The sequence below is a fragment of the Micromonospora sp. S4605 genome, assembly GCF_003176715.1.
Lineage (GTDB): Bacteria > Actinomycetota > Actinomycetes > Mycobacteriales > Micromonosporaceae > Micromonospora > Micromonospora echinaurantiaca.
In genome coordinates this window covers 20952-47750 of record NZ_QGSW01000258.1, presented here as the reverse complement: position 1 = coordinate 47750, position 26799 = coordinate 20952, and the positions used below count along the sequence as shown (strand labels likewise).

Annotated in this window: 18 protein-coding genes; 3 read left to right on the top strand and 15 right to left on the bottom strand. The window is 70.2% G+C overall.

The window, feature by feature from the left end; translation table 11 throughout:
* Positions 1-232: 232 nt before the first annotated feature.
* The 12 genes from DLJ47_RS23325 to DLJ47_RS23270 form a co-directional block, all read right to left on the bottom strand.
* Positions 233-2359, bottom strand: a complete 2127-nt coding sequence (locus tag DLJ47_RS23325) for a DEAD/DEAH box helicase (RefSeq protein WP_109902747.1) — start codon at positions 2357-2359, stop codon at positions 233-235.
* Positions 2360-2367: 8 nt separating this feature from the next.
* Positions 2368-3681 carry a BREX system ATP-binding protein BrxD gene (gene brxD, locus DLJ47_RS23320; protein WP_109902745.1) on the bottom strand — a complete coding sequence of 438 codons (1314 nt, stop codon included), beginning with the start codon at positions 3679-3681 and terminating at the stop codon, positions 2368-2370.
* Entirely contained in the window at positions 3678-6422 is a 2745-nt protein-coding gene (gene pglZ, locus DLJ47_RS23315; protein ID WP_158289880.1) for a BREX-2 system phosphatase PglZ, read from the bottom strand. The genes brxD and pglZ overlap by 4 nt, the downstream gene beginning before the upstream one ends.
* Positions 6419-10123: a BREX-2 system ATPase PglY gene (pglY, locus tag DLJ47_RS23310; protein WP_109902741.1), complete on the bottom strand. Its 3705-nt coding sequence runs from the start codon at positions 10121-10123 to the stop codon at positions 6419-6421. The genes pglZ and pglY overlap by 4 nt, the downstream gene beginning before the upstream one ends.
* Positions 10124-10218: 95 nt before the next feature.
* A complete protein-coding gene (locus DLJ47_RS23305; RefSeq protein ID WP_109902739.1) occupies positions 10219-10842 on the bottom strand; it encodes a hypothetical protein in 624 nt (207 codons plus the stop codon).
* Between the two features lie 110 nt (positions 10843-10952).
* Complete coding sequence (locus DLJ47_RS23300; protein ID WP_109902737.1) at positions 10953-11708, bottom strand: hypothetical protein; 756 nt, start codon at positions 11706-11708, stop codon at positions 10953-10955.
* 93 nt (positions 11709-11801) lie between these two features.
* The gene (gene pglX / locus DLJ47_RS23295) at positions 11802-13925 is read right to left on the bottom strand and encodes a BREX-2 system adenine-specific DNA-methyltransferase PglX (protein ID WP_255562327.1); all 2124 of its coding nucleotides are present in this window, start codon (positions 13923-13925) and stop codon (positions 11802-11804) included.
* Between the two features lie 2 nt (positions 13926-13927).
* Positions 13928-15037 (bottom strand): ISAs1 family transposase, encoded by a 1110-nt coding sequence (locus tag DLJ47_RS23290; protein ID WP_109902733.1) that lies wholly within the window; start codon positions 15035-15037, stop codon positions 13928-13930.
* A 216-nt stretch (positions 15038-15253) separates the two neighbouring features.
* On the bottom strand, positions 15254-16765 hold the full coding sequence (gene pglX / locus DLJ47_RS23285) for a BREX-2 system adenine-specific DNA-methyltransferase PglX (protein ID WP_109902731.1): 1512 nt from the start codon (positions 16763-16765) through the stop codon (positions 15254-15256).
* A 68-nt stretch (positions 16766-16833) separates the two neighbouring features.
* The gene (locus DLJ47_RS35900) at positions 16834-17010 is read right to left on the bottom strand and encodes a hypothetical protein (protein WP_158289879.1); all 177 of its coding nucleotides are present in this window, start codon (positions 17008-17010) and stop codon (positions 16834-16836) included.
* Between the two features lie 17 nt (positions 17011-17027).
* Complete coding sequence (locus DLJ47_RS23275) at positions 17028-18125, bottom strand: helix-turn-helix domain-containing protein (protein ID WP_109902727.1); 1098 nt, start codon at positions 18123-18125, stop codon at positions 17028-17030.
* Between the two features lie 59 nt (positions 18126-18184).
* Positions 18185-18424, bottom strand: a complete 240-nt coding sequence (locus DLJ47_RS23270; protein ID WP_091558877.1) for a winged helix-turn-helix domain-containing protein — start codon at positions 18422-18424, stop codon at positions 18185-18187.
* Between the two features lie 368 nt (positions 18425-18792).
* On the opposite strand from DLJ47_RS23270, the gene DLJ47_RS23265 reads away from it, so the two are divergent.
* Entirely contained in the window at positions 18793-19032 is a 240-nt protein-coding gene (locus DLJ47_RS23265; protein WP_109902726.1) for a DivIVA domain-containing protein, read from the top strand.
* The gene (locus tag DLJ47_RS37070; protein ID WP_233257969.1) at positions 19029-19589 is read left to right on the top strand and encodes a hypothetical protein; all 561 of its coding nucleotides are present in this window, start codon (positions 19029-19031) and stop codon (positions 19587-19589) included. The genes DLJ47_RS23265 and DLJ47_RS37070 overlap by 4 nt, the downstream gene beginning before the upstream one ends.
* Positions 19590-19651: 62 nt before the next feature.
* On the opposite strand, the gene DLJ47_RS37530 is transcribed toward DLJ47_RS37070, so the two are convergent.
* Complete coding sequence (locus tag DLJ47_RS37530; RefSeq protein WP_255562326.1) at positions 19652-19777, bottom strand: hypothetical protein; 126 nt, start codon at positions 19775-19777, stop codon at positions 19652-19654.
* Between the two features lie 30 nt (positions 19778-19807).
* Between DLJ47_RS37530 and DLJ47_RS23255 the strand changes: the two genes are divergently transcribed.
* The gene (locus tag DLJ47_RS23255) at positions 19808-20566 is read left to right on the top strand and encodes a hypothetical protein (protein WP_146228177.1); all 759 of its coding nucleotides are present in this window, start codon (positions 19808-19810) and stop codon (positions 20564-20566) included.
* A 127-nt stretch (positions 20567-20693) separates the two neighbouring features.
* Here DLJ47_RS23255 and DLJ47_RS23250 read toward each other — a convergent pair whose 3' ends face one another.
* Both DLJ47_RS23250 and pglW read right to left on the bottom strand, forming a co-directional pair.
* Positions 20694-22241, bottom strand: a complete 1548-nt coding sequence (locus DLJ47_RS23250; RefSeq protein ID WP_199235978.1) for a plasmid pRiA4b ORF-3 family protein — start codon at positions 22239-22241, stop codon at positions 20694-20696.
* A 109-nt stretch (positions 22242-22350) separates the two neighbouring features.
* Positions 22351-26772 carry a BREX system serine/threonine kinase PglW gene (pglW, locus tag DLJ47_RS23245; protein ID WP_109902722.1) on the bottom strand — a complete coding sequence of 1474 codons (4422 nt, stop codon included), beginning with the start codon at positions 26770-26772 and terminating at the stop codon, positions 22351-22353.
* Positions 26773-26799: the final 27 nt, after the last annotated feature.

The window sequence follows — 26799 nt, the reverse complement described above, 5'->3', positions numbered from 1 at the left end:
CGCCGAGGGTGGGGACGTCCCGCCCGACAGCGGCCAGCCATCGCACCTCGACTGTCCACTGTGTTGCGTCGCCGATCATGCCCCACCTCTACATCGCTGTAAAGCCCCTCAGTTCCCGGCTTCTTCGCGGACATCACCACGGCCTTGCCGAGCTTCAGGGCTTGGCGACGGACGCAAGCAGCGCCGGTGAACGTGGAAACAATGGAGCCGCCCCACACGCGGCAACTCCCGGTCAATCAGGCAGATAAGCCGTTCGGGTGGGCTCGGCGAGCACCGCCCGAGCTGCCGGCACGTCAGCCAACCGGGCGGCCAGTGTCGCGACCGCAAGCCGTTCCGGCAGGGCGGCACTGAACTTGAGCCCGGCGAGGGCCTTTTCCGACACCTCCGGAAGGCAGATCCGGTCCGCCGCGCCCGCCGTGGCGGACCGCAGCGTCTGCCGGTCCAGGTCCGGACGCAGCCGGATCGAGGCGTCGTCGTAGCGCTGCGTCGGGTCGGCCAGATCACCCAGCGTGGCGATCAGGGTCGCGTTAGCCCGGTAGCCGGCCCACGTCCACCACCGCACCTCGCCGTCGCCGTCGCGAGCAACGACGGTGCCGCCCGGGTGCACGAGCGACGTGGCGTCCTCACGCAGGTCGGCGAGCCGCGCCCGGGCCCGCCCGGTGAGGGCGACCGGTGGGTCGGCGCCAAGCAACACGTCCCGCATCGCGCGAGCCATCCGGTACGACAAGCCCTGCGGTGCGCCGCCGCTCATCCAGAGAGCCTTGCCACCTCCCTCGGCCGGCTCCACGAAGCAGCGGCGGCGTTTCCAGTCGATGTAGGTGACCCGCCAGCTCCGCCCGGCGAGCAGCAGCAGTCGAGGACCCTGCACCCGTGCCGTCAGCAGCGCGGGGTCGGTCCGGCCGATCTCGGTCCGACCGGACAGCACGGTGAACTGCGGCGGGGCGGTGAACACGGCGAGCATGTCCATGAAGTGGCGGCGGCCGAACCGCAACTCCGCCTCCGGGCCGATGAACAACATTCCCGAGTCCGCGTCGAGGTAGCCGTGCTCGACGAGGTGCCGCACGATCACCTCGGCGCTCTGGTCGAAGGGCGCCAGCCTGTTCCACTCCTCCGGCCAGAGTCGGTCACCGACCCGGTGCTGCTGCAGGCAGAGCGCCAGCACCTGCTGGGCGACGATGTGCCGGGGCTCGGGCGGCGGGACGACGGCTTCGACCCAGCCCTGCGCCCAGAGGTGCAGCAGTCCGGCGGCGTGCAGCAGACCGTCGCCGTCCAGGGCGAGGAAGAGACAGTTCCGGCTACTTCCCGGCCGCCGGCCGGTGCGGCCGATCCGCTGCAGGAATGCGGCGACGGTCCGCGGCGCGTCGATCTGGATGACCCGGTCGAGGTCACCGACGTCGATGCCGAGTTCGAGCGTGCTGGTCGCGACGATGACGCAGTCCCGCTCCTGCGCGAACGCCTCCTCGGCGCGGCGGCGCTCGTCAACCGAAAGTGATGCGTGAGAGAGGAACGTCGTCACGTTCAACGCCCGCAACCGCTGGCCGAGGTCCTCGACCAGCGCCCGCGAGTCGCAGAAGACCAGACGCTTTTGGCCCTGATGCAGCGCTGCGATGACCTTGGCCGCGTTGTGCACCGACCCGACGTAGTCGAGTTCCACGTCCCCGGCCGGACGGGCGGCCGGTACCGCCGTGGCCGGCGGCACGCCGGGCGCGACAACACGTGCCGGTCGCTCGCCCCGGCCTGAGCCCTGCAACCAGCCCAGCAGCTCGTCCGGGTTTCCGACGGTCGCGGACAGGCCGACCCGCTGCACCGGCCGACCGGTCACCCGTCCGAGCCGTTCCAGTACGGCCAGCAGGTGCCAGCCCCGGTCGTCGCCGGCGAACGCGTGCACCTCGTCCACGATCACCGCTCGCACGTGTCCGAGGAACTCGTCGTGGTCGACGGCGGCGCTGACCAGCATCGATTCTAGGGACTCCGGCGTGGTGAGCAGGACGTCGGGGCGCTCGCGCAGGATGGTCCGACGCCGGCCCATCGTCACGTCGCCGTGCCACAGCGCCGCCCGCCGACCCAGCCAGCCGGTGTACGTCTCGAGGCGCGGCAGGAGATTGTTGAGCAGCGCCTTGAGCGGGCAGAGGTAGAGGATGGAGGTACCTGTCCAGTTCTCCTGCGCCATCCGGGACAGCAGCGGGAACATCGCCGCCTCGGTCTTGCCGCCGGCGGTGGGCGCGAGGAGCAGGGCGTCCTCGCCGTCCAGCAGTGGCCGCACGGCGGCGTCCTGCAGAGGCCGTAGAGCCGGCCACTGCAATGAGTTCACCACGTGGTGCAGCACCACCGGGTGCAGCAGATCCGCACCGCTCGTCATGGCCGCCCCTACAGCTCGAGCGCGATGTCGTCGGCGCTGCTCGCGTTGCGCTCGACGTCGGTCATTTCGGCGGCGCTCAGGGTGAGGGCGTAGTGCTGCCGGGGATCGAACTCGGGGAACTGGTCGACCCGGTCGAGCACCTCCCCGACCAGCTTCTTGAGGAAGAGCCGTGGCGCCACCCCGACCTTGCCGCCCAACCCGCCGGCCACCGCCCGGGCCAGCTGGTCCAGGTAGGCGTCGTCAACCAGGGCGGCAACCCTTGCCGGCGCCGAGGACCCGTCCGCGTACAGGTCGCGGACCCGGCCGCCGAGTTCGATCAGCGACTCGACGGTGAATCCCGGTAGCCGGATCTGCACCGCACGCGGGTTGTCGAACCGGGCATCGGTGGTGAAGTCCACCGCGAGCCGCTGCGCCAACGGGGCGAGCCGCTGCACCCCCTGCGGGCCGTCATAGAAGGCCGGGGTGCCGGTGATGATCAGGTAGAGGCCGGGGAACCGTCCCGAGTGCACCTCGTCGATGAGCTGCCGCAGCGCGTTGAGTGCCTTGTCCCGGGCGTCGGACCGGACGCGTTGCAAGGTCTCCACCTCGTCGAGCACCAGCAGCAGGCCGGGGTGCCCGCTGTCGCGCAGCACCGCCAGCAGGCCCTGCAGGAAACTGAGCGCCGCGAAATGGTCGAGGTCGCCCCGGACGCCAGCCACCCGGCGGGCGGCGGCGGCCACGTGGGGTTGCCCGCCGAGCCAGGCGAGGACGGCATCAGCGGTGGCCGCGTCGCCGGCGAGGCTGGCGGCCCGGTATCCGCGCAGCGCCGCCGCGAAGGCCGGGGCGCTGCGGCTGACCGTGGCGAGCCGCTGGTCGAGCAACACGCCGACAGCCCGGTCCAGGGCAGCGGCGTCGTCGGGCGCGATGTCTCCGGCCGCGAGGACGTCCTCCTCGAGGGCATAGAACCAGCCGTCGACGATCGCGCGCAGTGCGCTGGGCGGGAACGTCGAGGTGGTGAGCCGCTCGGTGAGCCGGCGGTAGACCGTCTCCAGCTTGTGCAGCGGTGTCTCGTTCTCCGAGATCTGCACCTCGGCGGTGGCGAGGTTGGCCCGCTTGGCGCGCTCGGCGATCCACCGGGTGAAGAACGTCTTGCCGGAGCCGTACTCGCCCCGCACCGCCTTGAAGACGGATCCACCGGCGGAGACCGTGTCCAGGTCCGCGCTGATGGCGGTGACGAACCGGTCCAGCCCGACCGCGAAGAGGTCGAGCCCGGCCGAGGGCACCGCTCCCCTGCGCAGCGCGTCGATGACCTCCCGCCGGCGAGCCGGGCTGACGGTGGTCACGCTGTCGCCCCGGGCAGCCCGAACTGCTCTCGCAACAGCGCCAGGTCCAGCCGGACCGTCCGGTTGTCGTCGATCAGCGACAGGACGGGATAGTTGTCGACGTTGAAGATGCGCTGCAGCGTGTTGACGAACCCCGTGGCGCGTACCGGCGCCTCGCTGGCACGTTGGGCGAGCACCGCCACCGGCAGCAGGCCCTTCGCGTCCACCAGCGCCCGCATCGCCGCCTCGATCTTCCCGCGGTCCACCCGACGCGGAGTGAGCGCGTGCTGCGCCTCGAAGAGTTCGGTGGCGAGCAGCGCATCTACCAGGTCTAGCTCGCCCGCCGCTGGCGTGACGGCCGCTACCGGCGCCGGCTCCGGCACGTCGAAGAGCGCCTCCCCGGTCTGAACTGGCGGCTTCCGCCGCTGCTTGGGCGCGACTGCCGCCGCAGCCGGCGCAGGCGTGACGACAGGAGCCGCCGGCGTCGCCTCCCACCAGTCCGGTTGACCTCCCTCCACGGGCACCCAACCGGCCGGCACGTCGGCCACGTTCGGCAACAGGAAGGCCAGCAGCGGGATGGTCACCTCTGCCAGCGAGGCGCCGCCGTGGTAGCCGGCCTTGCTCGGCCGGTAGCGCAGCATCGGGTCCCAGAGCGCGATGATCCGGTTGTCGGGGGCGACCACGCGCGGCCCGCTCAACTCCACCTCGCCCTGGCCGGCAGGGCCTGGTCCCGTACGGTGTCGGGCGGACGCGGCGTCGCCGGCTCTCACGTGTTCGCCGCCGCGTTCCAGCACGTGCCCGTGGTCGCTCGTGATGATCACCGCCCGCCCAGAGGAGCGGGCGAGGTCGAGGAGGCTACGCAGGAAGCCGATATCGTCGAGCTGCCAGCCCGGCTCGTCACCCTCCCGGCCGTGGGCCAGCGAGTCGTCGACGGTGTTGATAACCACGGCGACCAGGTGCGACCGGTCGGCCATGGCGGCTACGAGGTCCCCGGCGATCACCTCACCAGCCCCGCCCCGGGCCGGCCCCTTGTGGAAGATCCGCGCCCCCTTGCCCCAGCGACCCTCCTCGAACATCCGCTTCTCGTTGGCCTGGGTGCCGCTGCGCAGCGCACCGGCGAAGAGCGAGGTCCGGGAAATGGCGGTCAGGGTCGGTAGGGCGGCGGCCATCCCGCGGCGCCGCCCTCGGTCGGAGCCGGCCAGCGGGTCGTACTCGACCCAGTGCTGGGAAAGCTGATCGGCCAGCTCCACGGCGACGGCGGCGCTCATGCCGTCGAGGACGACGAGCAGGACCGACTGCTCCTTGCGGATCAGTGGGTCGATGACCTTGGGCAGCAGGTTCTCGACGGCGAGCAGAGGACCGTCGTTGCCGGGGCCGGCGGCGGACCAGGCTGCCAGACGACTGGCGAAGGCGGCGTCAAGGTCACGACGGCGTCGCTGCACCCGGTCGTGGATGTCCCGGAAGGCCCGCTGCAGCTCGGGGTGGACGTCCTCGCCGGCCCAGACGTGGTTGAGCGCGAGGTCCACCCACCCCCACTCGGCAATCTGCCGGTCCACCCCGTCGGCGACGCTGGCCGGAGGTTCGACCTCCGTGTCCAGCCATCGGACGAGCCGCTGCGCCATCCGGATCCGGCGGATCCGTTCGGACTCCGCGTCGGCGAGACGGTGGGCCGCGAGAGCTTCGACCGCAGCGTCGAGGGCTGGGTCGGTGGCGTTACCCAGCCCGCCGAGGAGCGCGCGAGCCGCCTCCTCGACCCGGTGGGCGAAGCCGATCCGCAGGATGGCGCTGTGGCTGGCGCTGCCCCTGGCGTTGAACTGGACGAGCAGTTCCTCAGCCCGGTCCAGGACACCGTTGGCCTGCAGTCGCGTCTCCCGATCCCGCGCTGCCAACATCCCGGCCACCACCTGCACGGCGGCCACGGCGAAACCGCGTACGGTCGCGTCGTCGTGGAGGTCTCCGAAGTACTGGTCGATGCGGCCCTGGGCGCGTACCGCATCGGGGGTGTCGCTGCTCCAGAGCGCGTCGCAGACCAGGCCGAGCGGGAGCGCGTCGGTGCCGTGCCCGGCCTCGACCAGCGCGAAGAGCGCCCGCGCGGGCCGGCCGAACTGCTCGGTCAGCCAGCCGGCCAGGCCCTCGCGTTCGGCCTCGCGGAGCAGGCCGAACGCCTCGATCGCACCGGGCTCGGCGCTCCACCGCAGCAGGGCCGCCACGTCCAGGTCGTCGGCGCTCTCGCCGCGGCGCTCCAGACCCAGCCGTACGGCGGCAAGGTGTCGTAGTGCGACGTCGCGGGTGAGGACCGTGCTGGTGAGCTTCGGCCAACCGGCGGGCGGCATCGCGTCGAGCAGGGCTTCGCCGGCCCAGGACTCCCGTTCCAGGGCGCTGTCCGGCACCTGCGCGCCGAACGCCTCGACGACCAGGTCCCAGGGCTCGACCGTGATCACCCGCTGCCGGAACGCCCGGCTACGCACGCCGTGCCCGAGCTTGGACTCGGGGATGTCGGTGAGCAGGACCAACACCTCGTCGCCGCGGTCGGCGACGAGGTTGTCCCAGATGGCCAGCGGCGACACACACGGCACCACCCGGGCCTGACGTCCGCCCGGCAGCGGCATCGCCGGATCGTGGGGCCACGCCGGCTCGGCCCGCACGATGATCACCGGGTACGCGTCACCGTTGCGGTGCCGGTCGAGCTGCTGCGCCACCTTCTGCCGCAACGCCACCGGACTGATCCGCAGCGCCTGGGACGGCGCGGCTGCCTGAGTCACGGCACGATTCTCCAGCTCACCTCGATCGTGGCGTTGGGGTGGTCAGCCGCGAACCTTTGCAACTCGGTCACGGCGTCGTCAATGGCACTGGCCGGGACGAGGTGCTCTCCGGCAGGCCTTGGCTCTGGCGGCTTCTGGGGCAACAAGGGCGGGGGTGGAGGCGGCACGACCTTCGTGGCACGTCGGATCAGGTCGGTCGCGTCGGTCTGGGCGCGGCGCAGGGCCGGGGCGAGCGGAGCGGTCAACTCGTCGGCCTGGGCGACCCGCCGCAGCTCGGCGAGGAGCGCCGCCGCCTCGGCCGAGTAGGGCTCCGGGAGTCCGGCGACGATCTCGAAGGTGTCCCAGGGGGCGGACGCGAGGGCCGCCGACACCTGCGCCGCACTGCTGATGCTCTTGCCGGTCCGGTCGGCGGGCCCGGCGAGTTCCGCGCGGGCGAGTCGCTCGACTGCCTCCTTGGCCGAGGACGCGTCGACCAGCCCGGCCAGCAGTTCGGCGGCCGCGCGTGCGGTGGCGAGCCGCCCCGACTCCTGCTCCAGCCGCAGCCATGCCGCGTGCTGCTCGAGCCGGGCAAGCAGATCGGCGGCGGGCTGCCGGCGGCGGTCCGCCTGGTTCATCAGCTCCCGGCCGAACATCGCCACGAGGCGCCCGCGGCGCAAGGCGAGCGGCTGGAAGCCGAAGATGGCGACCGCCCGGGCGCGGGCGGTGTCCCAGTCCGCTTCACTGGGCAGCCGCTCCTCGCGCAGCGTGTGGTCCGCGCTGACCTTCCCCAGTTCGGGGGCCGGGATGACCTGGCTGCCGTGGAGGTAGAAGGCCCGGTCGGTCTGCTCGGCGAAGGTCGCCACGACCAGCTGCGCCACGACCGGGTCGAGCCCGCGCGGTTTCGGGTCGTCGATCCACCGCAGCAGATCGGCCACCCGCAGCTCGCCCGTGATGCCCTCGGCCGCCGCCTTGTGCTGGAAGTGCTGCACCCACTCCCCGCCGATGACGAAGGCCGCCTCGTGCATGGTGCCGAGGCCGAGCGGGTTGGCGATCCGCCGCAGGGTCTGCCGGTGACTGCGCTCTACCTCGACGCGTCCCTCGGGCGATTCGACGGCCCGGCGGACGTGATCGAGGACGACCCGTACGTCCTGCAGACGGACCGGGTCGCCCTTGCGGTCGGGGTCGAAGTCCGGGTGCGCCGGATACTGCTGGCTGAGCATCTGGTCGCCGAGGGTGCGCAGGGCGTCGTTGAACGCGGCGCCCATGGGCAGCTTCGGCTCCAGCGCCCGGGTGAGCGACTGCAGGTGGTCGTCGAAGCCGAGCACCACGTCGGTCGCCTGCTTGGCGGCGAGCCCGTACGCCTGGCGCAGGACGGCCTGCATCTTTGCCAGCAGCGCGCTGCGCTGGTTGGTCAGCGCCGCGTGCGCGCGCCGCCGGTCGTCGGGGTTGAGGTGCTCCGCGTGGGTGTCGAAGCGCTGTCCCTCGAGCAGCTTGTCGATGATGACGAGCTTGCCCAGCTCGGTGAGGCGCTCCACGGTCAGCGCGGCCGGGATCCAGCAGACGGCCCGCGACGTCGTACGGCTGATCAGGTCCTGCACGCGCTGCCGGTCGTCGGCCGGCCCGTGGCTGCCGTCGTCGAACGGGTAGTCGATGATGAGCCGCCAGCCGGCCGGGTCGTTCGGGTGGAACGCGTCGTCGCGGATGTCGTTGGCGTCGCGGACGTTGCCGTAGACCAGCTCGATGGTTCGGCGACTCCCCCGCCAGTTCAGGCCGGCCTCGGCGAAGAACGAGTCACTCCACGGCACGCCGAGCTGCTGCCAGAGCAGCCGCTGGACCATGTGCTTGCGGGCGCCCTCGTTGTCGTAGTGCTTGGCCGTGGCGAGGACGCTGTCGACATCCACGCCGACCAGCTCCAGCGACACCACCGGGTCGTCGCCCTCGCCGATGCGGATCTCGGCGAACTGCCCGGCCCAGTCGGCGAGCTTGCGCGCGACCTGGGCGACCTCCCCGCCGGGGATCGGGCTGGTGATGCTGCCGTGGTTGAGCGCCGACAGCCGCCGCGCGGTGAGGTTCCGCAGGGCCGGCACGCTGGGCGCCAGGGCGGCGAGCAGCAGGGTCTTGATGAGCCGGTCGTCGCCGGTGAAGGCCCGGATCCGCCCGGCCGTTTCGGCGGGCAGCGGATCGCCGCGGCGGGCAGCGTCCAGGTCGTCCTCGGTGAGGCCGGACTGGCCGAGGAGATGGGGGCGCAGCTTCAGGTCGTAGAGCTTCTGGGCCATCTCGAACTCGGCCTTGAGCTTCTCGGTGAAGGGTTGGTCGCCGCCGCTGCTGATCACGTCGTAGAGGTCGCCGAGCGGCACGAGCTGGCCGAGGCGCAGGGTGTCGCGGCGGTCGACCAGCAGCTGCCGCATCAGCTTCAGCGCCGTCCGGGAGCGCTGCAGCGCGCTGGAGACGTGCACCAGCGTCGAGAGGAACGCCGGGCTGAACGGGTACGTCGACCGGAAGGCGTCGATGTCGGCGCCGCTGCCGGCGTCGGTGCCGAGCAGGGTGTCGAAGACTTCCCGGCGTACCTTCGTGGTGGCGTCGAAGGCCCGGGCGATCGCCTCGGCGGCCGTGGTGTCGCGGGGTTTGAGCAGCCGGCGGCGGGCGATCTCCGGGAGGTTGCGGTCCTCCAGCTTGATGACGTCGAACCGGCCGCTGGCCAGGTTGAGGGTGTCCTGGTAGCTCAGCTCGTTGGCGCCGGTGACCTCTTCCCCGACCAGTTCGCGCAGGTCGCGCTGCCGAGCGATGAAGCTGATCACCGGGATCGGCCGGCGGGTGTCGCCGCCCTCGACGAAGTTGGTGATCTTCTGGATCTCGCGGGACACGAACTGCTGGTCGCCGATGGAGTTGGCCAGCCAGAGGATCAGTTCGTCGAGGAAGAGGATCAGGCCGTGGTAGCCGAGTTCCTTGGCGTGCCGGCTGATCTCGGTCAGGCCCCGGTCGAGGGAGACGAAGGCTTCGGCGTCCTCCCGGGCGTTGCTGAAGAAGCCCTTGTTCCAGCTGGTCAGCAGGTCGTTGACCAGCTTGCGGCGCAGCTCGTCGGAGTACGCGCCGGCGAACGCCTGGTCGAGCCGCTCGGTCGTCCAGAAGGTTTCGCTCTCGCCCCACTCGTCCTCGACGTCCCCGCCCGGCAGGCCGTCGATGAACTGCTTGTCGCCGATCTTCTCGCGCAGCGAGGCGGCCTGGTCCAGCAGCGCGTCGGTGCGGTGCACGGCCGGGATCGGCGCGTCGGGGTGCAGGGCGCGGACCCGGTCGACGTAGCCGCCGAGCACCCGCTGCTCCAGCGAGCGGGCGTCGAGCAGGTGGTACGGCACCAGCAGGAACTTGCGCCCGTCCAGCCAGACGCTGTGCTTGGCGACCAGCGGCGCGAACTCGTCCCGCCCCCGCGCGGCGGACTCGCCCCGCAGCAGGGCGTGCAGCACGGCCATGAAGTGCGACTTACCCGAACCGAACGAGCCGTGCAGGTAGGCGGCCTTGGAGGCGTGGCCCTCGACCGCGGAGCGGATCAGCCCGAGCGCCTCGTCGAAGTTGCCGAGCAACCGGTCCGTGACGACGTAGTCGCGGAGGGTGGCGTCGGCGTCGGCGACACTGTCGGCGAGCTTGAGCACGAAGTCGCTCGTGCTCGTGCGCTCCGGGATCTCGATGAAGTCCCGAAGCAGCGGCGCGGCGGTGGGCGAAGACATGCTGCATACCGTACCGATCACCGAACAGGCCGTCATGACCCGGACTGCGGCACGAACGGTCGATAATGTCGCCTACCCGTCAGTTGCTCACCGGCTCACCGCCACAACACATACGCGAGAACCAGTTGCCGCGGTGGGTCGAGAGAGACGCTTTTCACCTGGATGGCACCGGTATGGCCTTCTCCGGTCCGCACACACCACCACTTACCCACCGACTCAATGTCGATCTCGATTTCGGCGATCCGGTTCCTATCGAGCGCCCCGGTACACACATCCTTCCCGGGTTGGCTTTCGACCGGGCTCATGTACGCACCCATGAACGAACTGATCAGGCTGAAGTGTGAGCCACCGCCGACGACGAGGAAGTCTTGCCCCGCAAGGGCGGGGCCGACCACGCCACTTTCCAGGTCGGCGCTCTTTGTGTCTGCCATCGTGAGCAGGCCTTGGCGCATCGACCCCGAAAGGGCAGACGTGTTGGGCGCCAAGCCGGTCGTCGGGATCGCGGAGGCGTCGGCCAGAACGGAGCCAGCGGCTTCCGCATTGGCTGGCGTCGGTAGGCCCGTCGCTGCCGCTGGCGGCTCCACGGGCCTCTGACCGTCAAATACGCCGATGAGATGCAACGCCCCGATGAGCGCTCCGATTGCCGTGATGATCGCGGCGATGCCGGTCAGCAGACCGGAAAGAGTGTTCCACCAATTCGTCCGCTCGGAGTTCGTCACCGATCCACTGTAGGCGGTCGTCGTCAGGCGCCGGTTGACCTGCCAAATCTCGTCTGTGTCGCAAGGGAGCCCATTGGCCCGAGATGGCGAGCGCGACAACGCGATGGAGGCTACCTCAGTAGCGAGTAACCTCCCCAGAGCGCTCCCGGTTCCTCGACTCCGCGCAACCCGGCAGGAGGTTCTTCTTGGAACCAGGCAGCAGGAAGGCGGAAGCGGTCCGGCTTCGGGAAGCCACTGGCGGCGACGATCGCCAGGATCGACTGGTCCACCAACTGAAGCATCTCGGCGAGCGCGGCGCGCGCCTCTCCTGCCTGGATCGTGTGCGTCTCCGCGTCGGATCGGTAGTAGGGCCCTGAGATGAGGTCCTGGGCCATGCATCGGTGCGCCACCTTGTTCCGGAGGTTGATCCAGGCGTGGACGTCCCGCTGGAGTTCCGCCATCTGCTCCGGATCGGAACAGTCGAGGGTCACGGCTCCCTCGGGGCACTTGCCCCTCCACCTGCTGAACGCCCGGATACGCCAGGCACCTGGAAGCGCCTCCCCGCTGGCTGGTCCCAACACCTTGAGCGCAGCGTCGAGGTAGGCGTCCCGGTTCTCCTTCTTGTGCCGGCCGGGTTCGCTCCACTGGCCTCGACTCAGCGCGCCGACATCGACAACGAAGCGTTCCCACGCCGCGACAGCCAACAACACGGTCAGGGGGTTCAGCTTACGTCGCGGCTGGTTGCCACGGACGTCCCGCTCGTTGTGGATCAGCACCAAGTCCAGCGCATCCTCAAAGCCTGCCTTAGCGTCAGCGCAGATCTCGATGAATGCGGACCGCTGCTGCGGTGTCAGCGGACTGGGCGGCGTGGGCGGGGTGGCGACCATGCACGATGTACTACCACACGACTAAGCTCTACCGTTGTCCACGGACGACCGCTGCCGGCCGATATCGGGCACGGGATCGGCAGTGACGACCGCCTATCCTTTCGCCTTCCGGCCGCGAGTCGCCCTTGGCGGGCGCCAGGACGTCAGCGCCTCGTCGGTGAGGTGGAGGCGGTTGGTGGTTTCGGCGAGGAAGCCGGCGTAGATGTCCGCCGGCGAGGCGCCCCAGAGCGGATCGAACTCGCCGTGCCACTGGCGTACCCAGGGCAGGATCTCGCGCAGCCCCGCGACCAGCGGCAGCAGCCGGTCGGCGGCCCAGCCGTCCTCCTGCTCGCGGGCGACGATCAGGGTCGCCAGGGCCTGCGCCTGCTCGCGGTGGTCCCAGCCGGCCCAGCCGACCAGCAGCGACGGGTCACCGTCGCGGCTGGCACCCGGGTACGACACGAACCGCTCCTTCGGCACGTCGAGCTTGCCCCGGTGCTTCCAGTAGCTGCCCTTGAGGAAGTCCGCCGACGTGTACTTCGGCGGCACCGGGATCTGCTTGCGGAACTCCCGCTTCGCCGCCTCGTCGGGCAGTGCGTCCTCCTGTCGCTGCAGGTCCCACACGTGCTCCCAGTCGGCCCGCTTGGCCAGCCCGGAATCCTTGTAGCGCAGCGCGGCCAGGTGCGGCACGTGCTCGTCGGCGACCAGGTCGGCGATCACCTTGCCGAGATCCTGACCGGGCGCGTAGATGCCGGCGACGGTGAGCACGTCGGTGTCGCGGCGCAGCTCGTCGGCGAGCTGGGCGGTGGTCAGCGGGCGCGGCTGCTCCAGCCCGTCGACGTGGTGGTACCACAGCTCCCGCGCCTCGCACCGGTCCAGCAGCCAGTCGCGCAGCGCCTTGGCCTGCATCGCGTCCCAGCCTTCGGTGGCCCAGCGCCGCTTGCACTCCGGCCGCTCGATCAGCCCGATGTTGCGGTTGCCCTCGATGACCGCGATCCGCCGCTCCACGACGGTCCGGTACTCGTCCGACCAGTGCGTTGGCAGCTCGGTGATCGGTGTCGACCCGTGCCGCGCGAACCACTGCGTCTCCAGACCCTCGTCGCGCATCTTGCGGGCGAGCACGATCTCGAACGCCCGCTCCCCCAGCCTCAACTCCGGCACCGAGCCGGCCGGGGCGGTCAACTCGTCGTCCAGCAACCCGTAGAGCGCGTAGACCTGCCAGTCCAACTCCTCCTGCAACGCAATCATCCGCGCCCGGCTCGAGTACCACTCCCGCTCGGCGGCGTAGAGCCGCTCGCGGGTAGGTACGCCAGACGCCGCGACCGCCGCCGGGGTCACCGTGGCGAGCCGCTGCGCCAGGCCGTCAACCTCTCTGCTCAGTTCCAGGGGGTACGCCGAAGGCAGCGGAAACTCCTGCAGCTTGGTACCTGTGAACTCATACCTGTCCGACCAGCCCTCAGCACTGACCCGTGCGCCCTCGTCCCCCAGCGGGTCCCCGCCCTTTGGGTAGCTGACCTGCTTGAGCCAGAAGCATGCGGTCGAACTGTTCAGCACCCCGAGCAGCCGCAGGTGATCGTCCTCCGACGCCCCCTCGGGCAGCTTTATTACGGGCGCATGCCGATTGAAAACATTTCCGCCCCGATTTAGGAAAAAGTGACCGTGCGTTGCAACAGAGGCAAAGGACAGCAAATGAAGCGCCGCGTATCGATCCTTAATCCACCGATACCATGCCCACCACGAGTCTCCCTTGGAACTGCCGAAAGCGTCATGGGGATCTGGGCGGAGAATCTGCCGCATCGACCACAGGTGCTGCCCCCACTTGGAGTCGATATCGAGCCCGATAACATCGCCAGAGTCCCCGTAAGGAGCTAGCGCCATAGCCTCCGACACCATAGCCCAGTCACGAATGAACTCTCCGGTCGCCAGCGGTCGGGCCATCCTCCCTACCGTCTTGGCTCGCCGGTGCCAGTGGCTGGGCAGGAAATACGGCTCGTCTGCACCCGGAAAACTAGCGAACCCAATGAGCCCGTCGATGTTCCTGCCGAGTACCTGACTACCTCCGCCTGATAGTGCCGCCATAACGTCAGACGCACCGCCGCCGCTCAGACTCCACGGGTATGTCGCAAGCTGTCCACGTGGCGTATCAGCGGAAGTGACCCAATCGCTCTCCGATCCAGGGCGATCGACTTGGTTGGTGATTGCCTGCCAGACGAGGCCTCGGCTCGGTTCAGCCGGCAGGGCTATTGCGTTCTGGGGTAAGTGCTGGTCACGGCGGTTATGAGGTCGTGTGAGCGACGGTCGGCGCGTCGGGTGGCGCGGGCGATGTTGGGTTCGCCGTGGATGCGGTGCCAGCCGATTGCGGTGTTACGCAGGGTGGCCATGATGGCGGGTCCGGTGCCGGTGCGGGCCTGGTGCAGATCTTCACGGAAAGTCACATCTCGCACGTTGTGGACCTGGTTTTCGATGAGCCATTCCGCTCTTGCCCATTTCTGCAGGTCGGCGGGTTGGGCGTCGGCGGCGGGCAGGGATGTGATCAGGTAGGCGGTCTCGCGGCTGGTCTTGCCGCCGGTGGTTCGGGTACGGGTGATCCGGACGGCTTGCTGGGCGTGCGAGAACGCGATCCCGCCCGGGGTGTGCAGGGTGACGGCTTTGATGGTGCGGGTCTCTTTGCGCCCGTGACCGCGGTCGCGGGTGCGGTCACCGACCGGGATCTGCGCCCAGGGAACAGCTTTGAGCTGGGCGAACAGGGTGGGCTGGTTGCCCTTGGCCTGCAGTAGCAGATGTGCTCCACGGCCGGTGATCTGCTCGGCGTGGCCGGTCTGGGTGTGCAGCGCGTCGGCGACGAACAGGACATCGGTCAGACTGCCGAGCACGGCCTGAACGGCGTCGAGCAGTGGGGTGAAGGCGGGAATCTCGTTGCTCTTCGTGTCGACGGTGACCTGGGCCAAGACGATGCCGGTACTGGTGTCCAGCGCCGACAGCAGATGCGTCTGCCGGCCGTCAGGCAGGCGTGCGCCACGCAGGGTCTTGCCGTCCACGGCGATCACCGTCCGGTAGCGGCGCGGCCGAGCGGTCACCGGTTGCGTCCGGGTGCGCAGCCAGCCGGCCAGAACCTTGCTGATCACAGTGGCGTCCAGGCGGATCAGCAGACGCCACACCGTGGTGCCGGCCGGCACGCCCCGGGTGAACCCGAGCCGCTGCTGGTCCGCCTCGTCCAGGTCGTACAGCCAGTCCGCGATCGCGGCGAACGACGTGGCGCCGGCCAGGACCGCGCAGACCGCGACGGTCAGCAACGCGGCCAATGGATACCGCACTCCGTGCGGATCACGCGGGTCCGGGATCACGCTCACAGCGTCCAGGAGCCCACGACGTTCACTCTCGGTGATCGGCGGTGATGGCGTCTCACCGCTGGGGGTTGTCACAGTCAGTACGGAGATCAGGGATGATGACATCTGCGGGTGGAGTCCTCGGTGTCGTGCAGTCCTAGAGAAACTCCATGATCACCTTGAGGGCTTCACCCGCTTCAACCGCCTCCACATAGGCCAATCACCCAGCATCATCCCAGCTCACTGGCTTGCCGAGCGAGAACGCAACGGCCCTGGTTCAGCCGGCGCGCCCGGTTCACCCCGGATGCCCATAACGGTGCGGATCGTGCCGGCCCGATTCCGGTTGGTGTTGCGACCGACGAGGATGACGGTCGGGGTGCCGTGGCCGGGGATGTAGGCACCGGAGGTGTCGATGACGTGGGTCAGGTTGACGTCCACGGCGAACAGCTTCTCGATCATCTTCTTGCCGAATTCGCGCTTCATGAACGAGTTGGCGGTGATCTGCCCGACGTAACCGGCGCCCTTACCGTCTCCGTCGCCGGGCTTGGCGAACTGGAAGAAGCGCTGGGCGAACGGCACCGAGAGGGCGTACTTGCCGGAGCAGGCGTCGTACATCTCGCGGTAGGCCTCGTTGAGGCCCTTGTCCTTGACGGTGATGTAGGGCGGGTTGCCCACGACGATGTGGTAGCTGCCAGGGCTGAGGATGCCCGGGTGCTCCTGCACGTCCTCGGTCGCGTAGGCGAACTCCGTCATCGGATCCTCGCCGAAGAGCATGGCTTGCCGCCGCTTGATCAGGGAGTCGCCGACGGCGAGGTGCATCGGGAAGACGTAGCCGGCCGAGTCGGCGAGGGTCTTGACGCCGCTGGCGCGGAGGGCGGCGACCAACAGGCGGAAGCGGGCGATGGCTACGGCGAAGGGATTGATGTCGACGCCGTGGACGGCGTCGAGGGCAAGGCGTACTCGCTCGTGTGGGTCTCGGTTGGGGGCGTGCTGCTCCCACTCCTTGAGCAGGCGCTGGAAGGCACCGAGGACAAAGTGGCCCGAACCGCAGGTCGGGTCGATCATTCTGACCACGTCGTGGCCGAACTCTTCGATCGCCGGGGTCAGGGTCAGGTCGAGGATGAACTCCTCGACGAACTCCGGCGTCTGCAGCAGCGCGTAGGTCTTGCGGGCCGCCTCTGAGAGGTCCTGGTAGAGGTCGCCGAGGAAACGGGTGTCCCACTCCGAATCAGCGAAGTCGTGGACCAGGCCGCCGGTCTCGCCGCGTCGGCGCCAGAAGCCGATCAGATCCTTGGCCGCGTCATGCGACAGCGGGATCTGGTAGAGCGGGTTGTGCCGCTTGTCGAACAGCGACTTGCCGGCCTGGGTGCTAGCGATGGCGTCGAAGCCCTGGTGCAGCCAGTCGCGGAGAGTCTTGTCGGGCTGGTCCCGGAAGAACTGCGCCTCGGCTTCCTCGGCCAGCACCAGCCGGTCCCCCGGCCCAGCCAGGTAGGGGTCGGGTAGCAGCCCGTTGTCCTCGCAGAAGCGTACGAAAACGGTGCCGAGCACCCAGGCGACGGCGACCTGCGTCACTCGCTCGTCCCGCCAGGCCGCCCAGGTGGCGGCGGTGCGCCCGACCTTGAAGGCGTGGTCGTACTCGCCACGCAGGCGGAGGCGCACCTCCTCGACCGACTCGGCCTGCTCCCGCAGGTCCACTTCCAGGTTCTTGACCTGCTTCTGCAGGTCGGACAGGAGCAGCTTCCGGTCGATCACGCGACGACTCTAGTCGTACTGCCGAAGGGACGGTGTTACCCGAGTGGGTGAAAAGCGACAGGTTGTGGTTACAGCAGGTGGCACTTCCGGGCGTACTTGGGGAACCCGGCGCCCGCCCGCAGTTCCTCGATGACGACCTGCGTCGTCCAGCAGTCCGCGTCGATCAGCAGATCCTGGAGGACGTCCAACCGGTCGGCGAGGGTGAAGTGGCTGAGCACCATCGTGTCCAGGACCAGGAGCGGCACCGGCGGACCCGACAGGCTCACGGCTCCATCTCCAGGTCGTCGTTCACCGGCAGGTCCGCATCGACAATCTGGCCGTGCATCAGCTCCAGCGCCCGGGACCGGGTGATCCGGTTTGCCCGCCAGGCCTCCATCACGGCATGCGCGTACGTCGGCGGCACCCGCACCGAGTCAAGGTCAGGCTGTGGAGTCCACCCCAACGCCTCCATGAATTCCGCCCGGGTGGGCCGTGGCTCACTCCAGGATCGTCGGGTCGCACCGTCGATCACGCCGGCCCGCTCGGCCTGACGCAATGCCAACAGCCAGGAGGTCCGGTACCGCGCGGCGAACTCCACCAGCCGGTCCCGGGTCACTGGACCAGCCCCGCACCCGGCGACAACTGCCTGCACGGGCAGCAGCAGCTCGGCGGCGAAGGCGTCGATCACAGCTTCCCGATCGGCTCGGGAGCTACTGACGCCGAGGTCGCTCGAATACTCGTCGCCGATGATGAGGTGGCCCAGCTCGTGGGCGGCGGTTGCCCTGCGGCGACCGGGGTCACCCATGGTGCTTACCACTGCGACGGCGATGTCTCCGTCGACGAGTGACGCTCCGTCGCCGGGCAGGTCGGTGACCAGCACCCACTGGCCGGCCCCTTCACAGACGTCCATCATGCTGCCGATCGGCCCGTCGCCGAGCCCCGTCTGTTGCCGTACCCAGGATGCCGCGCGCCGGGCGTCATCCTCGGACGTGGCCAGCTGCGGATACCGCAGGAGCGGACGGGTCTGCAGCAGGCCGAGAGCCATGAGCTGCTGCACGTTCCGTAGCCACTCGGTCAGCGCGATTTCCAGACGCTCGGACGATCGGGCCGCCGCTGTGTCCGTCTCCTCGGTCAACGGTGCGGCCCGCCGGGAGAGCACGGCCGGCCGCGGCTCGATCAGGTACTCCATCGACACCCGCAGCGCCCGTGCCACCCGGGCGAGTTCCAGGCCGTCCAAGCGCCGGTTGCCAGCCTCGACCTTCGCCAGCATCGTGCGTTCGAGACCCACCACGCTGGCGAGTTCCTGCTGCGACATGCCCACCGACAGGCGAGCCTGTCGCACCTGCTCACCGACAAGCTGCCAGTTCAGGTCTTCCGCCATGGTGCGATAATCGCACACCTAACTGGCGCTGCGGAGCATTTGAGTCTCAGGAACTTCGGTCAGGGTTCGCGCATCCAGGTTTTCGGGTCGGTGACGAAGACGCCCTTGCCCTGCTGTCGGCGGATCACCCGCAGCGCTTCGAGGCGGACGTAGGCCAACTGCACGGTCCCGTAGCTGACGCCGTAGTCGGCGCGCGTCTCAGTGATCGACGGCAACCGGTCACCGGGCTTCAGCTTCCCCGACCTGACGTCGGCCATTACGTCGTCGGCAATGCGCAAATATTCGGCTGATTCGGGCATGTCACTCCTCGCGTGGCAACCCGAATTCGATCACAACTCGAATGTCTAAACAACGCTCTTTGACTTCCCTGTGTTCCCTAGTTATGTTTGTCCCCGAGCCGCTCCTCGCGTGGCAACGAGTTCGGCTCATCCCCCTGGTCGGGGCGGGTGTGGGTGCCCGTCCCGACCCACCGGACTGCTCTGCTGTCGTACCGCTGACTTGAGCTGCGGCGGCGGAGCGGGCGGGTCGTCCGCGGCCCCCGCGCGGACGGCCCGCCCTTCCAGACCCACCGCAGGGACCTTCCGCGCTCCCGCCTGCTCAGGAAAGGATCGCCGTGGCTCAGGTGTATCGAGGTGGCCAGCCCTACCCGGCCGGTTACCCGGGCCGGATGACGCCGCACGAGGTGCGGACCCGCGAGTTCGCCGCGCGCCGGCGCGGCTTCGACCCCGATGAGGTACGCGAGTTCCAGGCCCGGGTGGCCGACGAGCTGGCCGCCCTCAACGAGGCGGTACGGCTGCTCAGCCAGGAGAACGACCGGATCAAGCGGGCGCTGCGCGACTGGCAGACCATGCACGCGCGGGAGTGCCGGCCGCCGCAGGAGTACCACCACAACTCCGGTCACTGGTGACCGCGCGCCCCTCCCCCGGCGACCTGCTGATCGTCGACGGCCGCGCCTCGGTGCAGTTCGCCGGGGACCGCGCCCTGACCTTCCGCGTCGTCGCTGTCTCCGACCAGCCGACCTACCCCGGCTGGATCTGGCTGACCGGCTACGTCCTCAACCGCCGTGGCGAGGCGACCGCCAAACGCGAGATCTACGTCCAACTCGCCGGCCTCCGCCCCGCGCCCAGCACCCCCGACCCGAGGCTGCCCCGCGTAACCCACCCCTATGCTTCGCGGAATGACCAAGGCGACGGCGGAGCAGCTCGCAAGGGCGCGGGCTGCGTACTCGGGCTGATGCTCGGTGACGCGATCGGCGCGACGGCCGGCAACGTACCGGTCAGCGGAACCCTGCGGGCCACCAGTGGCGGCCACCTCGGTGGCGGCGTTGCAGCGGCAGACGATGGGCACCATCGACAAACCCGGCGGCACGAGCACCGGGGCGCACGCCCTCACGCGGACTCTGCCGGTCGGCCTGTACCCGTCCTGCAACCCGGTGGAGGTCGCCGCGCTCACGCACTCGGGTGAGGCGCTGGGGGCGGCCTGGCTGGGTGCCACGGTGGTTCGCCTCCTTGCCGCAGGGAATCGCCTCAGCGAGGCTTTCGAGAGCAGCCGAGCAGGTCGCCCTGGTAGGGCTCCGGGAAGCCGTCCCGGGTGACCTGTCCGGGGCCGACGCCGGCAAGCGAGGCGAACCACTCCGGCAGTGGCGGCGGCATCGGGTCCTCGCCCTTGAGCCAGGATTCGATGTGGGCGTCTCAGAAGGCCGCGACACGCTGCCGCGCGGAGGTCGTCATGACGAAAAGTTGTCGATGCTTCACTGGTCAAGCCAGTACGCAACGCAGAGAATCAGCCCCGTGACCGAGAATTTGCACCAGTTGGCGGCACTGCTGCAGGCTCGCGACGACCTGGATGCCCGGATCGCGGCGCTCACCGGGCGATCAGCTCGGCCGGGTGACATCGGCGAGTTCATCGCCGCTCAGGTGTTCGACATCGAGCTGGCCCGTACGGCGATCCAGGCCGGCTACGACGGCATCTTCCGATCCGGTCCGCTCGCCGGTCGCACCGTGAACGTCAAGACCTACGGCGACGCGTTCACCGGCATCGACATCAGCCCACATCCCTGCGACTTCTACCTGGTGTTCAGCGGCCCGCCGCGGCCTGTGGGCGTGCAACACCATCGGTGGCAGATCTCGGCGGCGTACCTCTTCGACACCCGTATTCTGATGGAGACCTTGACCGGCCGGGGCGTCAAGATCGGCATCGCGACCAGCATGCGCCGGGGTGACCTCGAGGCGGCTCAGATCTTCCCCGGGACCAACCCGAACGCGCCCCTGCGCCTGTCGTCCGAGCAGGCCGCCCTGTTGTCCCTGTTCGCCGAGGGACACGCAGCCGTGTCTCGAACGGCCCTCGACGTTGACGATCACCGGGAAAGGCGACACGAGTTCGCGGACTGGCTCAAGACTGGTGGACTTCCCGACCTGACCGGTGGCACAGGCGCGGCGTGAGCCGCGTGTTCATCTGCCACAGCGGCCTTGATCGCTGGCAGCTCCGCTGGCTTGTCGTCGGCGTGTCGAGTCGCTGAGCTGTCAACGATGCGACGGCGGGACGGGAAGCGGCGCCCGCAGACCGGCACTACCGCGGTCGTTGCAGGGCCGCGGTCACCGCCTTCGCGTCGAAACGGGCCGGGTCGAAGCCGGTCGGACCGTCCAAGTCCAGCCAGTCCAGCCGGTCCTGGTGCTCGGGATGGGTGGGGTCAGCGAGGATCTCGACCAGTTCGGCGTACCCCCACACCCCGCCGCAGTCCTCCGGCGGCGCGGCACGGCGCCCGCCGACACAACGCGGGTACGTCACGGACGCGTCCCGGTCGAGTGCCTTCTCCACGAGGATGTCGTGTTCCCAGTTGTCGCCGAAGTCGTACGTGTAACGCAGCTTGTCCCCGACGGCGCGGGCGACCTGCTCCAGCGTGACCCGCGATGCGGCGCGGTGGCCGAGGTCGGCGTCGGGACGGCCGAAACTGCCGTACGGCGTCTCGAAGACGTGCAGGTGGCTGTCGTTCCAGCCGAAGGCGACCTGGATCAGCTCGTGCAGCCGGGCGAGGGTGACGTCGGCGGGCACCTCGATACGCCGCCAGATCGGTGGGCGGGCGCCCCGCAGGCTCACCTTGATCTGGTATATCGGCGCCGGGCCGTCGGACTTCTTGCGCTTCGCGGGCAGGTTGGTGGGGCGACGCTGGGCTGGTACGGCACCGCCCCGCCGCCCCGAGGCCAGGAGGTCAAGCAGCGCGGAGATCGAGGCGACGTCCAGTTCGCCGTCCTGCAGATAATGACCCCTCCTGCGCCGGGCCACGGGAAGCGTCCGGATCCGGCTGCGGAGCAGCGGGGCAAGCACGCGGTAGCCGGGGCCGTCTTCGTCGACGAGTTCGTCCAACGCCTCCGGGTCGGAGCGGTCGTGGTCGGCGCGGGCGTTCAGGGCGTCCTCCACCGCACGGCGGAAGTCCGCCGGTCGGAGCTTCTCCTCCGTCACGTCGACACCACCGGCGTGCAGGTCCGACATGAGCGCCTCGCGCGCCTCGCCCCACCGGTCCGCGTCGATCAACAGGATCTGACCGGCGGCACCACAGTCGCAGTCGTCCAGTGTGACGGCGACAACGTGGCACCGACCGGCCCGCTGGAACCCGCCGGCCAGCAGGAACGTCTCGCCCGCCGGATCGGCGAAGCGGATGCACTCCTCGACCGTGACCGGGGCGTCCAGTTCGGCGAGCCAGGGTGGTGCGTCGACGCCGGCATCGGCCAGCCGCCGGGCCGCCTCCGCCCCAGCCCGGCGGACCTCGCCGTCCGCGACCGAGGCGATTCCCGCCAGCATTGCCCGCGCCGCCGGGGTGGCCTGCGCCTCGAACGTCGGAACGAACAGGTCCTGCAACGCCCGGTCGAAGTCGTCGCCGAGGGCGGCCCCGATCGCCAGCAGCATCGAGGCGGCGATCTCCACCTCCATCGGATCCTGCATGGCGTCGATGTCGACCGACTGCGGGAGCAGGTCGCCGATCTGCTCCGGCGTAGGCTGCGCTCCGGCGCAGTTCGGGCAGTCGCACTCCTCCGGCGCGCCCACCACGACGAGCGGCGCACCGCCGCGTACTGATCGCTTCTTTCCGTTGCGGCGTCGACCACGGCTCACTGGACTCACGCGGCACAGTCTGCGCACCCGACCGGACCGACCGCAAACCGGGACACGCCGAAAACGAGGACGCTCCGCACCGCCGCCACCCGTTGGGCGCCGAGTAGGGCCAGGGGTTTCAGGCGGTGAGCGCGCTGCGATGGGCGTTGACGACCCAGGCGTCCGGTAGAGCGATCCACTCGTTGTCCCCCACGCGCACCACCGCGCCGTCCAGCTTGGGCAGCAGGGCCGGGTCCTCCATCGGGCAGAGCAGCCACACGTCCCCCGCCCCACCGCGGGCGGCGTCGGCCAGCTCGTAGAGCCGGTCCACCGCCCGGTACCGCGCCAGCACCGCCGCGTCGTACAGCAGCACCGGCCCGTCGCCAGCACGCAACTCCGCACGCAGCGTGGGCACGGCCAGGTCCCAGGCCTGCTCCACGTACTCCCCCAGCTTGATCGCCGCCCGCGAACCCGGTTCGGCGACGTCCGCGCCCAGGACCGTCTCCCAGGTCGGCTTCGGACGGGCGTCCACTTTGGCGTGCAGATGCTGCAGGAAGCGGGCGGCCACGTTGACCGGCCGCACCTCGAAGCGCCGGACCAGCTCCTCCCGCGCCAGCCCGTACCGGGACAGTCGTACGGTCAGCGCCCGGAACCCACCGGCGGACCGCGCGCCGGTCAGCCGCTCCTCGGCCCGCATCGCCGCCGCCAGCTCCGGGGATTCGGCCGTCCAGCGGCTCGGCGCGCTGGTCGCCGACGGGCGGCGCTGCATGATGGACACCGACGACGAGCCGGCGCGGGCCGGCGGCGGCACGTACCGGTCGCGCTCCCAGCGCAGCTCGAAGCCGGCCTCGGCGAGCAGCCGGTCCAGCGCGGGATGCTCCGGCAGGGGCGCAAGATCCGGGAACCGCGCCTCGACCCGCTTCTTGACCTGCTCCGGAGTGAGGCCGCGCCGCCCCTCCGACGTGCTGGCCGGCGGCACCACGCCCGCCTGGGCCAGCCGCAGCGCCCGCACCGGATCCAGGTCGTACGGGTAGACCTCCAGCCGGGCGGTCGCCGCGGCCCGCTCCGAGGCCACCGCGGCGAGCAGCACCCGCCGCCGCTCGTCGACCGCGTCGCCGGCCCCGCCGGGCGCGGTCACCGCCGCGAGGGTACGCAGCACGGTCGCCGCGCTGGGCAGCACTTCGCTGGCCGCGAGCCTGTCGGCGGCCTTGCCGAGGGCGTCGGCGTAGTCCAGCAGCGCCGGTGCGGCCGGAGTGTCCGGGGCGTCGTCCTCGCCGGCTTCGAGGGCGACCAGCAACCGGTCGCCGCGCGGGTTCGGCTTGCCGTCGACGTCCTGACGGGCGTGCCGGCGCAGCAGCAGGCGCGGCTCGTCCTCGATCGCGTCGACCTCGACCGCGGCCCGCACGGCGGCAACCGCGACCGCGAGGCGCAGCGCGTCGCCGGTGCGCACCGATCCGCGGCTGGTGAGCAGCGCGGTGGCCAGTTCGGCGACGCCCATCACCCGGCCACCGTCGCGCAGCAGCTCGATGATCTGGGTACGCAGGCTGCCGACGACCGGGATGCCGTGCCAGCGCTTGCGCTGCTTGCCGAGGATCTGCGCGACCCGCCCGGGGGTGACCCCGACGGCAGCGGCGACCTGCGGCTGCTGCGGCCAGAGCGGCAGCGCGGGCAGGGCGCCGGAGTCGTCGGGCAGGTTCAGCAGCAGCCGGGTCGCCTCGACCTCGGCGGCGTTGCGGGCGTTCTTGACCGGCACGAGCAGGGTGGCGATCGCGTCGAGGCCGACGCGTACCAGGTCGGCGTCGCCCGCCCCGGCGGTGGTCTCCGTGGCGACCTCGGCGGTGGCGGCCTTGCGGGCGGCGGCCGAGGTGGGGATGGTCTCCCGCTCTCCCAGCCGGGTGCGCCACTCCTTGACCCGGCGCTGCAGTTCCTTGCGGGTCTTGGCGCCGAGGCCGGGGAGGGTGGCGAACTTGTTCGCCACGCCGAGCAGGTCGCCGACGGTGTTGGCGTTCAGGCGGTGGGCGGCGGAGACCGCACGCGGGGTCAAGCCCGCCGCCTCCAGGGCGGTGGCGCGGGTGGCCTTGCCGGCGGCCTCGTCACGGGCAGCCTCGGCGGCGTTCTCGTCCGGCTCGTCGGCGGAGATCTCCGGGTGATCGCTGCCGACCGGGGTGCTCGCGTCGGAGCGGCGGAACACCTGCTGCCACCCATCGCGCATGTCCTTCAGCGACGGGAACCGCTCCCGGTGGTCCCGGTGCAGGGCCCGCTGGAAGAACTCCACCAGGCCGTCGCGGATCGCTGTGTCGAATGCCTCGACCGCCAGCACGGGCGGGCCGTCGGTCAGCTGCGGCTCGGTGCCGCCGTCGCCCCAGACGGGGAGTTCGCCGGAGGCCATCTCGTGCAGCGTGACCGCGAGGGCGTACCACTCGGCGTGCTTGTCGTAGACCTGCCGGGTGGCGCTGCCGAGGAACGGGTCCAGATAGCGCGGGGTGCCGGCGGCGATCTCCTTGACCGAGACGGCGGCCAGCGAGAAGTCGAAGAGCACGAGCTGCCGGGTGCGGTTCGGGCGGATCCGGATGGCGATGTTGTCCGGCTTGATGTCGCGGTGGTAGACGCCCTCGCCCTCCAGGTAGTCGAGGGCGCCGAAGAGGTAGTCGCTGTAGGTCTCCAGCTCGTCGACGGTGAGCCGGCCGTCGTCGCGCAGCTTGCGGGCCAGGGTCAGCTCGCCGGCGTGCTCGAGTACCACGACGGTGCGGTTGACGATCTGCAACGGCTCGGGGCGGGCCAGCCGGATCACCCGGGAGTCGGTGAGCGGGCCGAGCACCCTGGCCTCGTGGGCCAGCCGGGCGCCCTTCTCGTCGGAGAGGCCGACCTTGAGCACCTCGTCCTTGCCGGTGCGCTCGTTGTGGGCGAGGAAGGCCCGGCAGGTGGAGCCGGTGCCGAGTCGCTTCTTGATGGTCCACTCGCCGACGGTGTCACCGCCCCTGGCTTCCAGCGGGTCGACCGGCTCCGGCTCCTCCGGATGCACCGACTTCTCCGGCGGGCTGGTCAGCTCCTCCTCGACCACCTCCAGCATCTCGACGAAGTCGGCGACCGTGGTGAGGCGCTGGACCGGGACCGGCGCGGTGGCGGCCTGGATCAGCTCGTCGGCGAACTCGGTGATGCCGTCGGCGACCGAGGAGGGGCGCAGACCGTTGTCCCGGGCGATCCGGGAGAGCAACTCCTGACGCTTCGCGGCTGGCGGCTGGTTGGTGAGGATCAGGTATGCGAGCGCACCGAGACCGAAGACGTCCATCGCGACCGGGTCCGGCCGCGGCGCGGTCAGCTCCGGAGCGAGGTACGCCTCGGCGGAGCGCTCGATGTGCGAGGCGGCGTGCGAGGAGAGCGTCAACGGGTCGGCGCTGCTGGCCCCGGTGGTGTCCGCGGCGCGGGTCGCCGTCTGCCAGTCACTGATTTGCAAATGAGGCGTCAGCCACGCCTCATCCTCGCTGCCACCCCGGCGGATGCGACCCGGGCTGACGAGGACGCTGCGCGCGGAGAGCGCGCGGTGATGCAGCCGCCGGCGGTGCGCGTAGGCGACCGCCTCGGAGAGCTGACGGATCATGGCCAGCCGGCTGAGGGCGTCGAGGCGGGCGCCGTACTGGGCCACGTAGTGGTCCAGCCGCATCGAGCGGGGATCGTGGCGGAAGATCAGGGCCGGCCCGGCCTCGTGCGACTCCATCGAGTCGACCCGCACGATGCCCGGGTGGTTGATGTTGTGCAGCGCGACCATCTCGCGCTTGGCGGCGCGTTCGATGCTGGCCCGCTCGGCCTGCACCGCGTTGCGCTCGACGAGGTAGATCCGGATGCGCCGGTGCTCGCGCTCCAGCTTCTTGTGGCGGGCGTGGTGGTCCTGCCAGGTCGGGCCGAGGTCGAACGGACGGCTTTCCAGCTGCCACATGCCGATCTCGTAGTGCTTACGGCTGCGCGCGATGCCCACTGCCTCGAGCAGGTCCGGGAGTGCCGCCGATAGTTCCTTCGTGACCCGGTGCTTCTCGTCCTGCGGAGGCCGTTGCAGCAGCGAGCCGATCGTCGGCAGCGGCCCCGGCTGGTGACCGGGGGCGGGCTCGGGGCCGAAGATCCCGTGCAGGTGGTGCTCCGACAGGCCGATGTGCAGGCCCGGCTTGGAGAGGAACACCGCCGCCTGCACGAACGGGATCTTGATCGGCGGCCCCTTGCGCTGTGCGGCGGCGACCTGCAGCAGGGACTTGAGCTTCTTGGCCTTGCCGTCAGCCAGGTGCAACGGGTTGTCGAAGGTGCGGGTGCCGTTCGGGCTGTGCAGGATCCAGTTGGAGCCGCTCGAGGTCAGCCGCCCGGTGAGGCTCTTGACCTCGATGAGGTAGAGCCCGCCGGGCGCGGCGACCAGCAGATCAACCTCGTAGGGATGGCCGGTTTGGGCGGTGAAGGTGAAGTTCGACCAGGCGCGGTAGGGCTCGGTGTCCGGCAGCAGCACCTGGACGTGCGCCAGCGCCTCCCGCTCGTGCGTGAACTGCGACGGGGTGATCGTCGTCCACCGGCCCTCCTGCATGTCGACGATCCTAGGCCCCCCGCTCAG

What these genes read in the sequence shown, in the direction of transcription:
- DLJ47_RS23300 (WP_109902737.1), bottom strand. Translation starts at nt 11,708, where the DNA reads ATGGTCGCCACCCCGCCCACGCCGCCCAGTCCGCTGACACCGCAGCAG.
- DLJ47_RS23270 (WP_091558877.1), bottom strand. Translation starts at nt 18,424, where the DNA reads ATGCCCGAATCAGCCGAATATTTGCGCATTGCCGACGACGTAATGGCC.
- DLJ47_RS37530 (WP_255562326.1), bottom strand. Translation starts at nt 19,777, where the DNA reads ATGCCGCCGCCACTGCCGGAGTGGTTCGCCTCGCTTGCCGGCGTCGGC.
- DLJ47_RS23325 (WP_109902747.1), bottom strand. Translation starts at nt 2,359, where the DNA reads ATGACGAGCGGTGCGGATCTGCTGCACCCGGTGGTGCTGCACCACGTG.
- DLJ47_RS23275 (WP_109902727.1), bottom strand. Translation starts at nt 18,125, where the DNA reads ATGGCGGAAGACCTGAACTGGCAGCTTGTCGGTGAGCAGGTGCGACAG.
- DLJ47_RS23265 (WP_109902726.1), top strand. Translation starts at nt 18,793, where the DNA reads ATGACGCCGCACGAGGTGCGGACCCGCGAGTTCGCCGCGCGCCGGCGC.
- pglY (WP_109902741.1), bottom strand. Translation starts at nt 10,123, where the DNA reads ATGTCTTCGCCCACCGCCGCGCCGCTGCTTCGGGACTTCATCGAGATC.
- pglW (WP_109902722.1), bottom strand. Translation starts at nt 26,772, where the DNA reads ATGCAGGAGGGCCGGTGGACGACGATCACCCCGTCGCAGTTCACGCAC.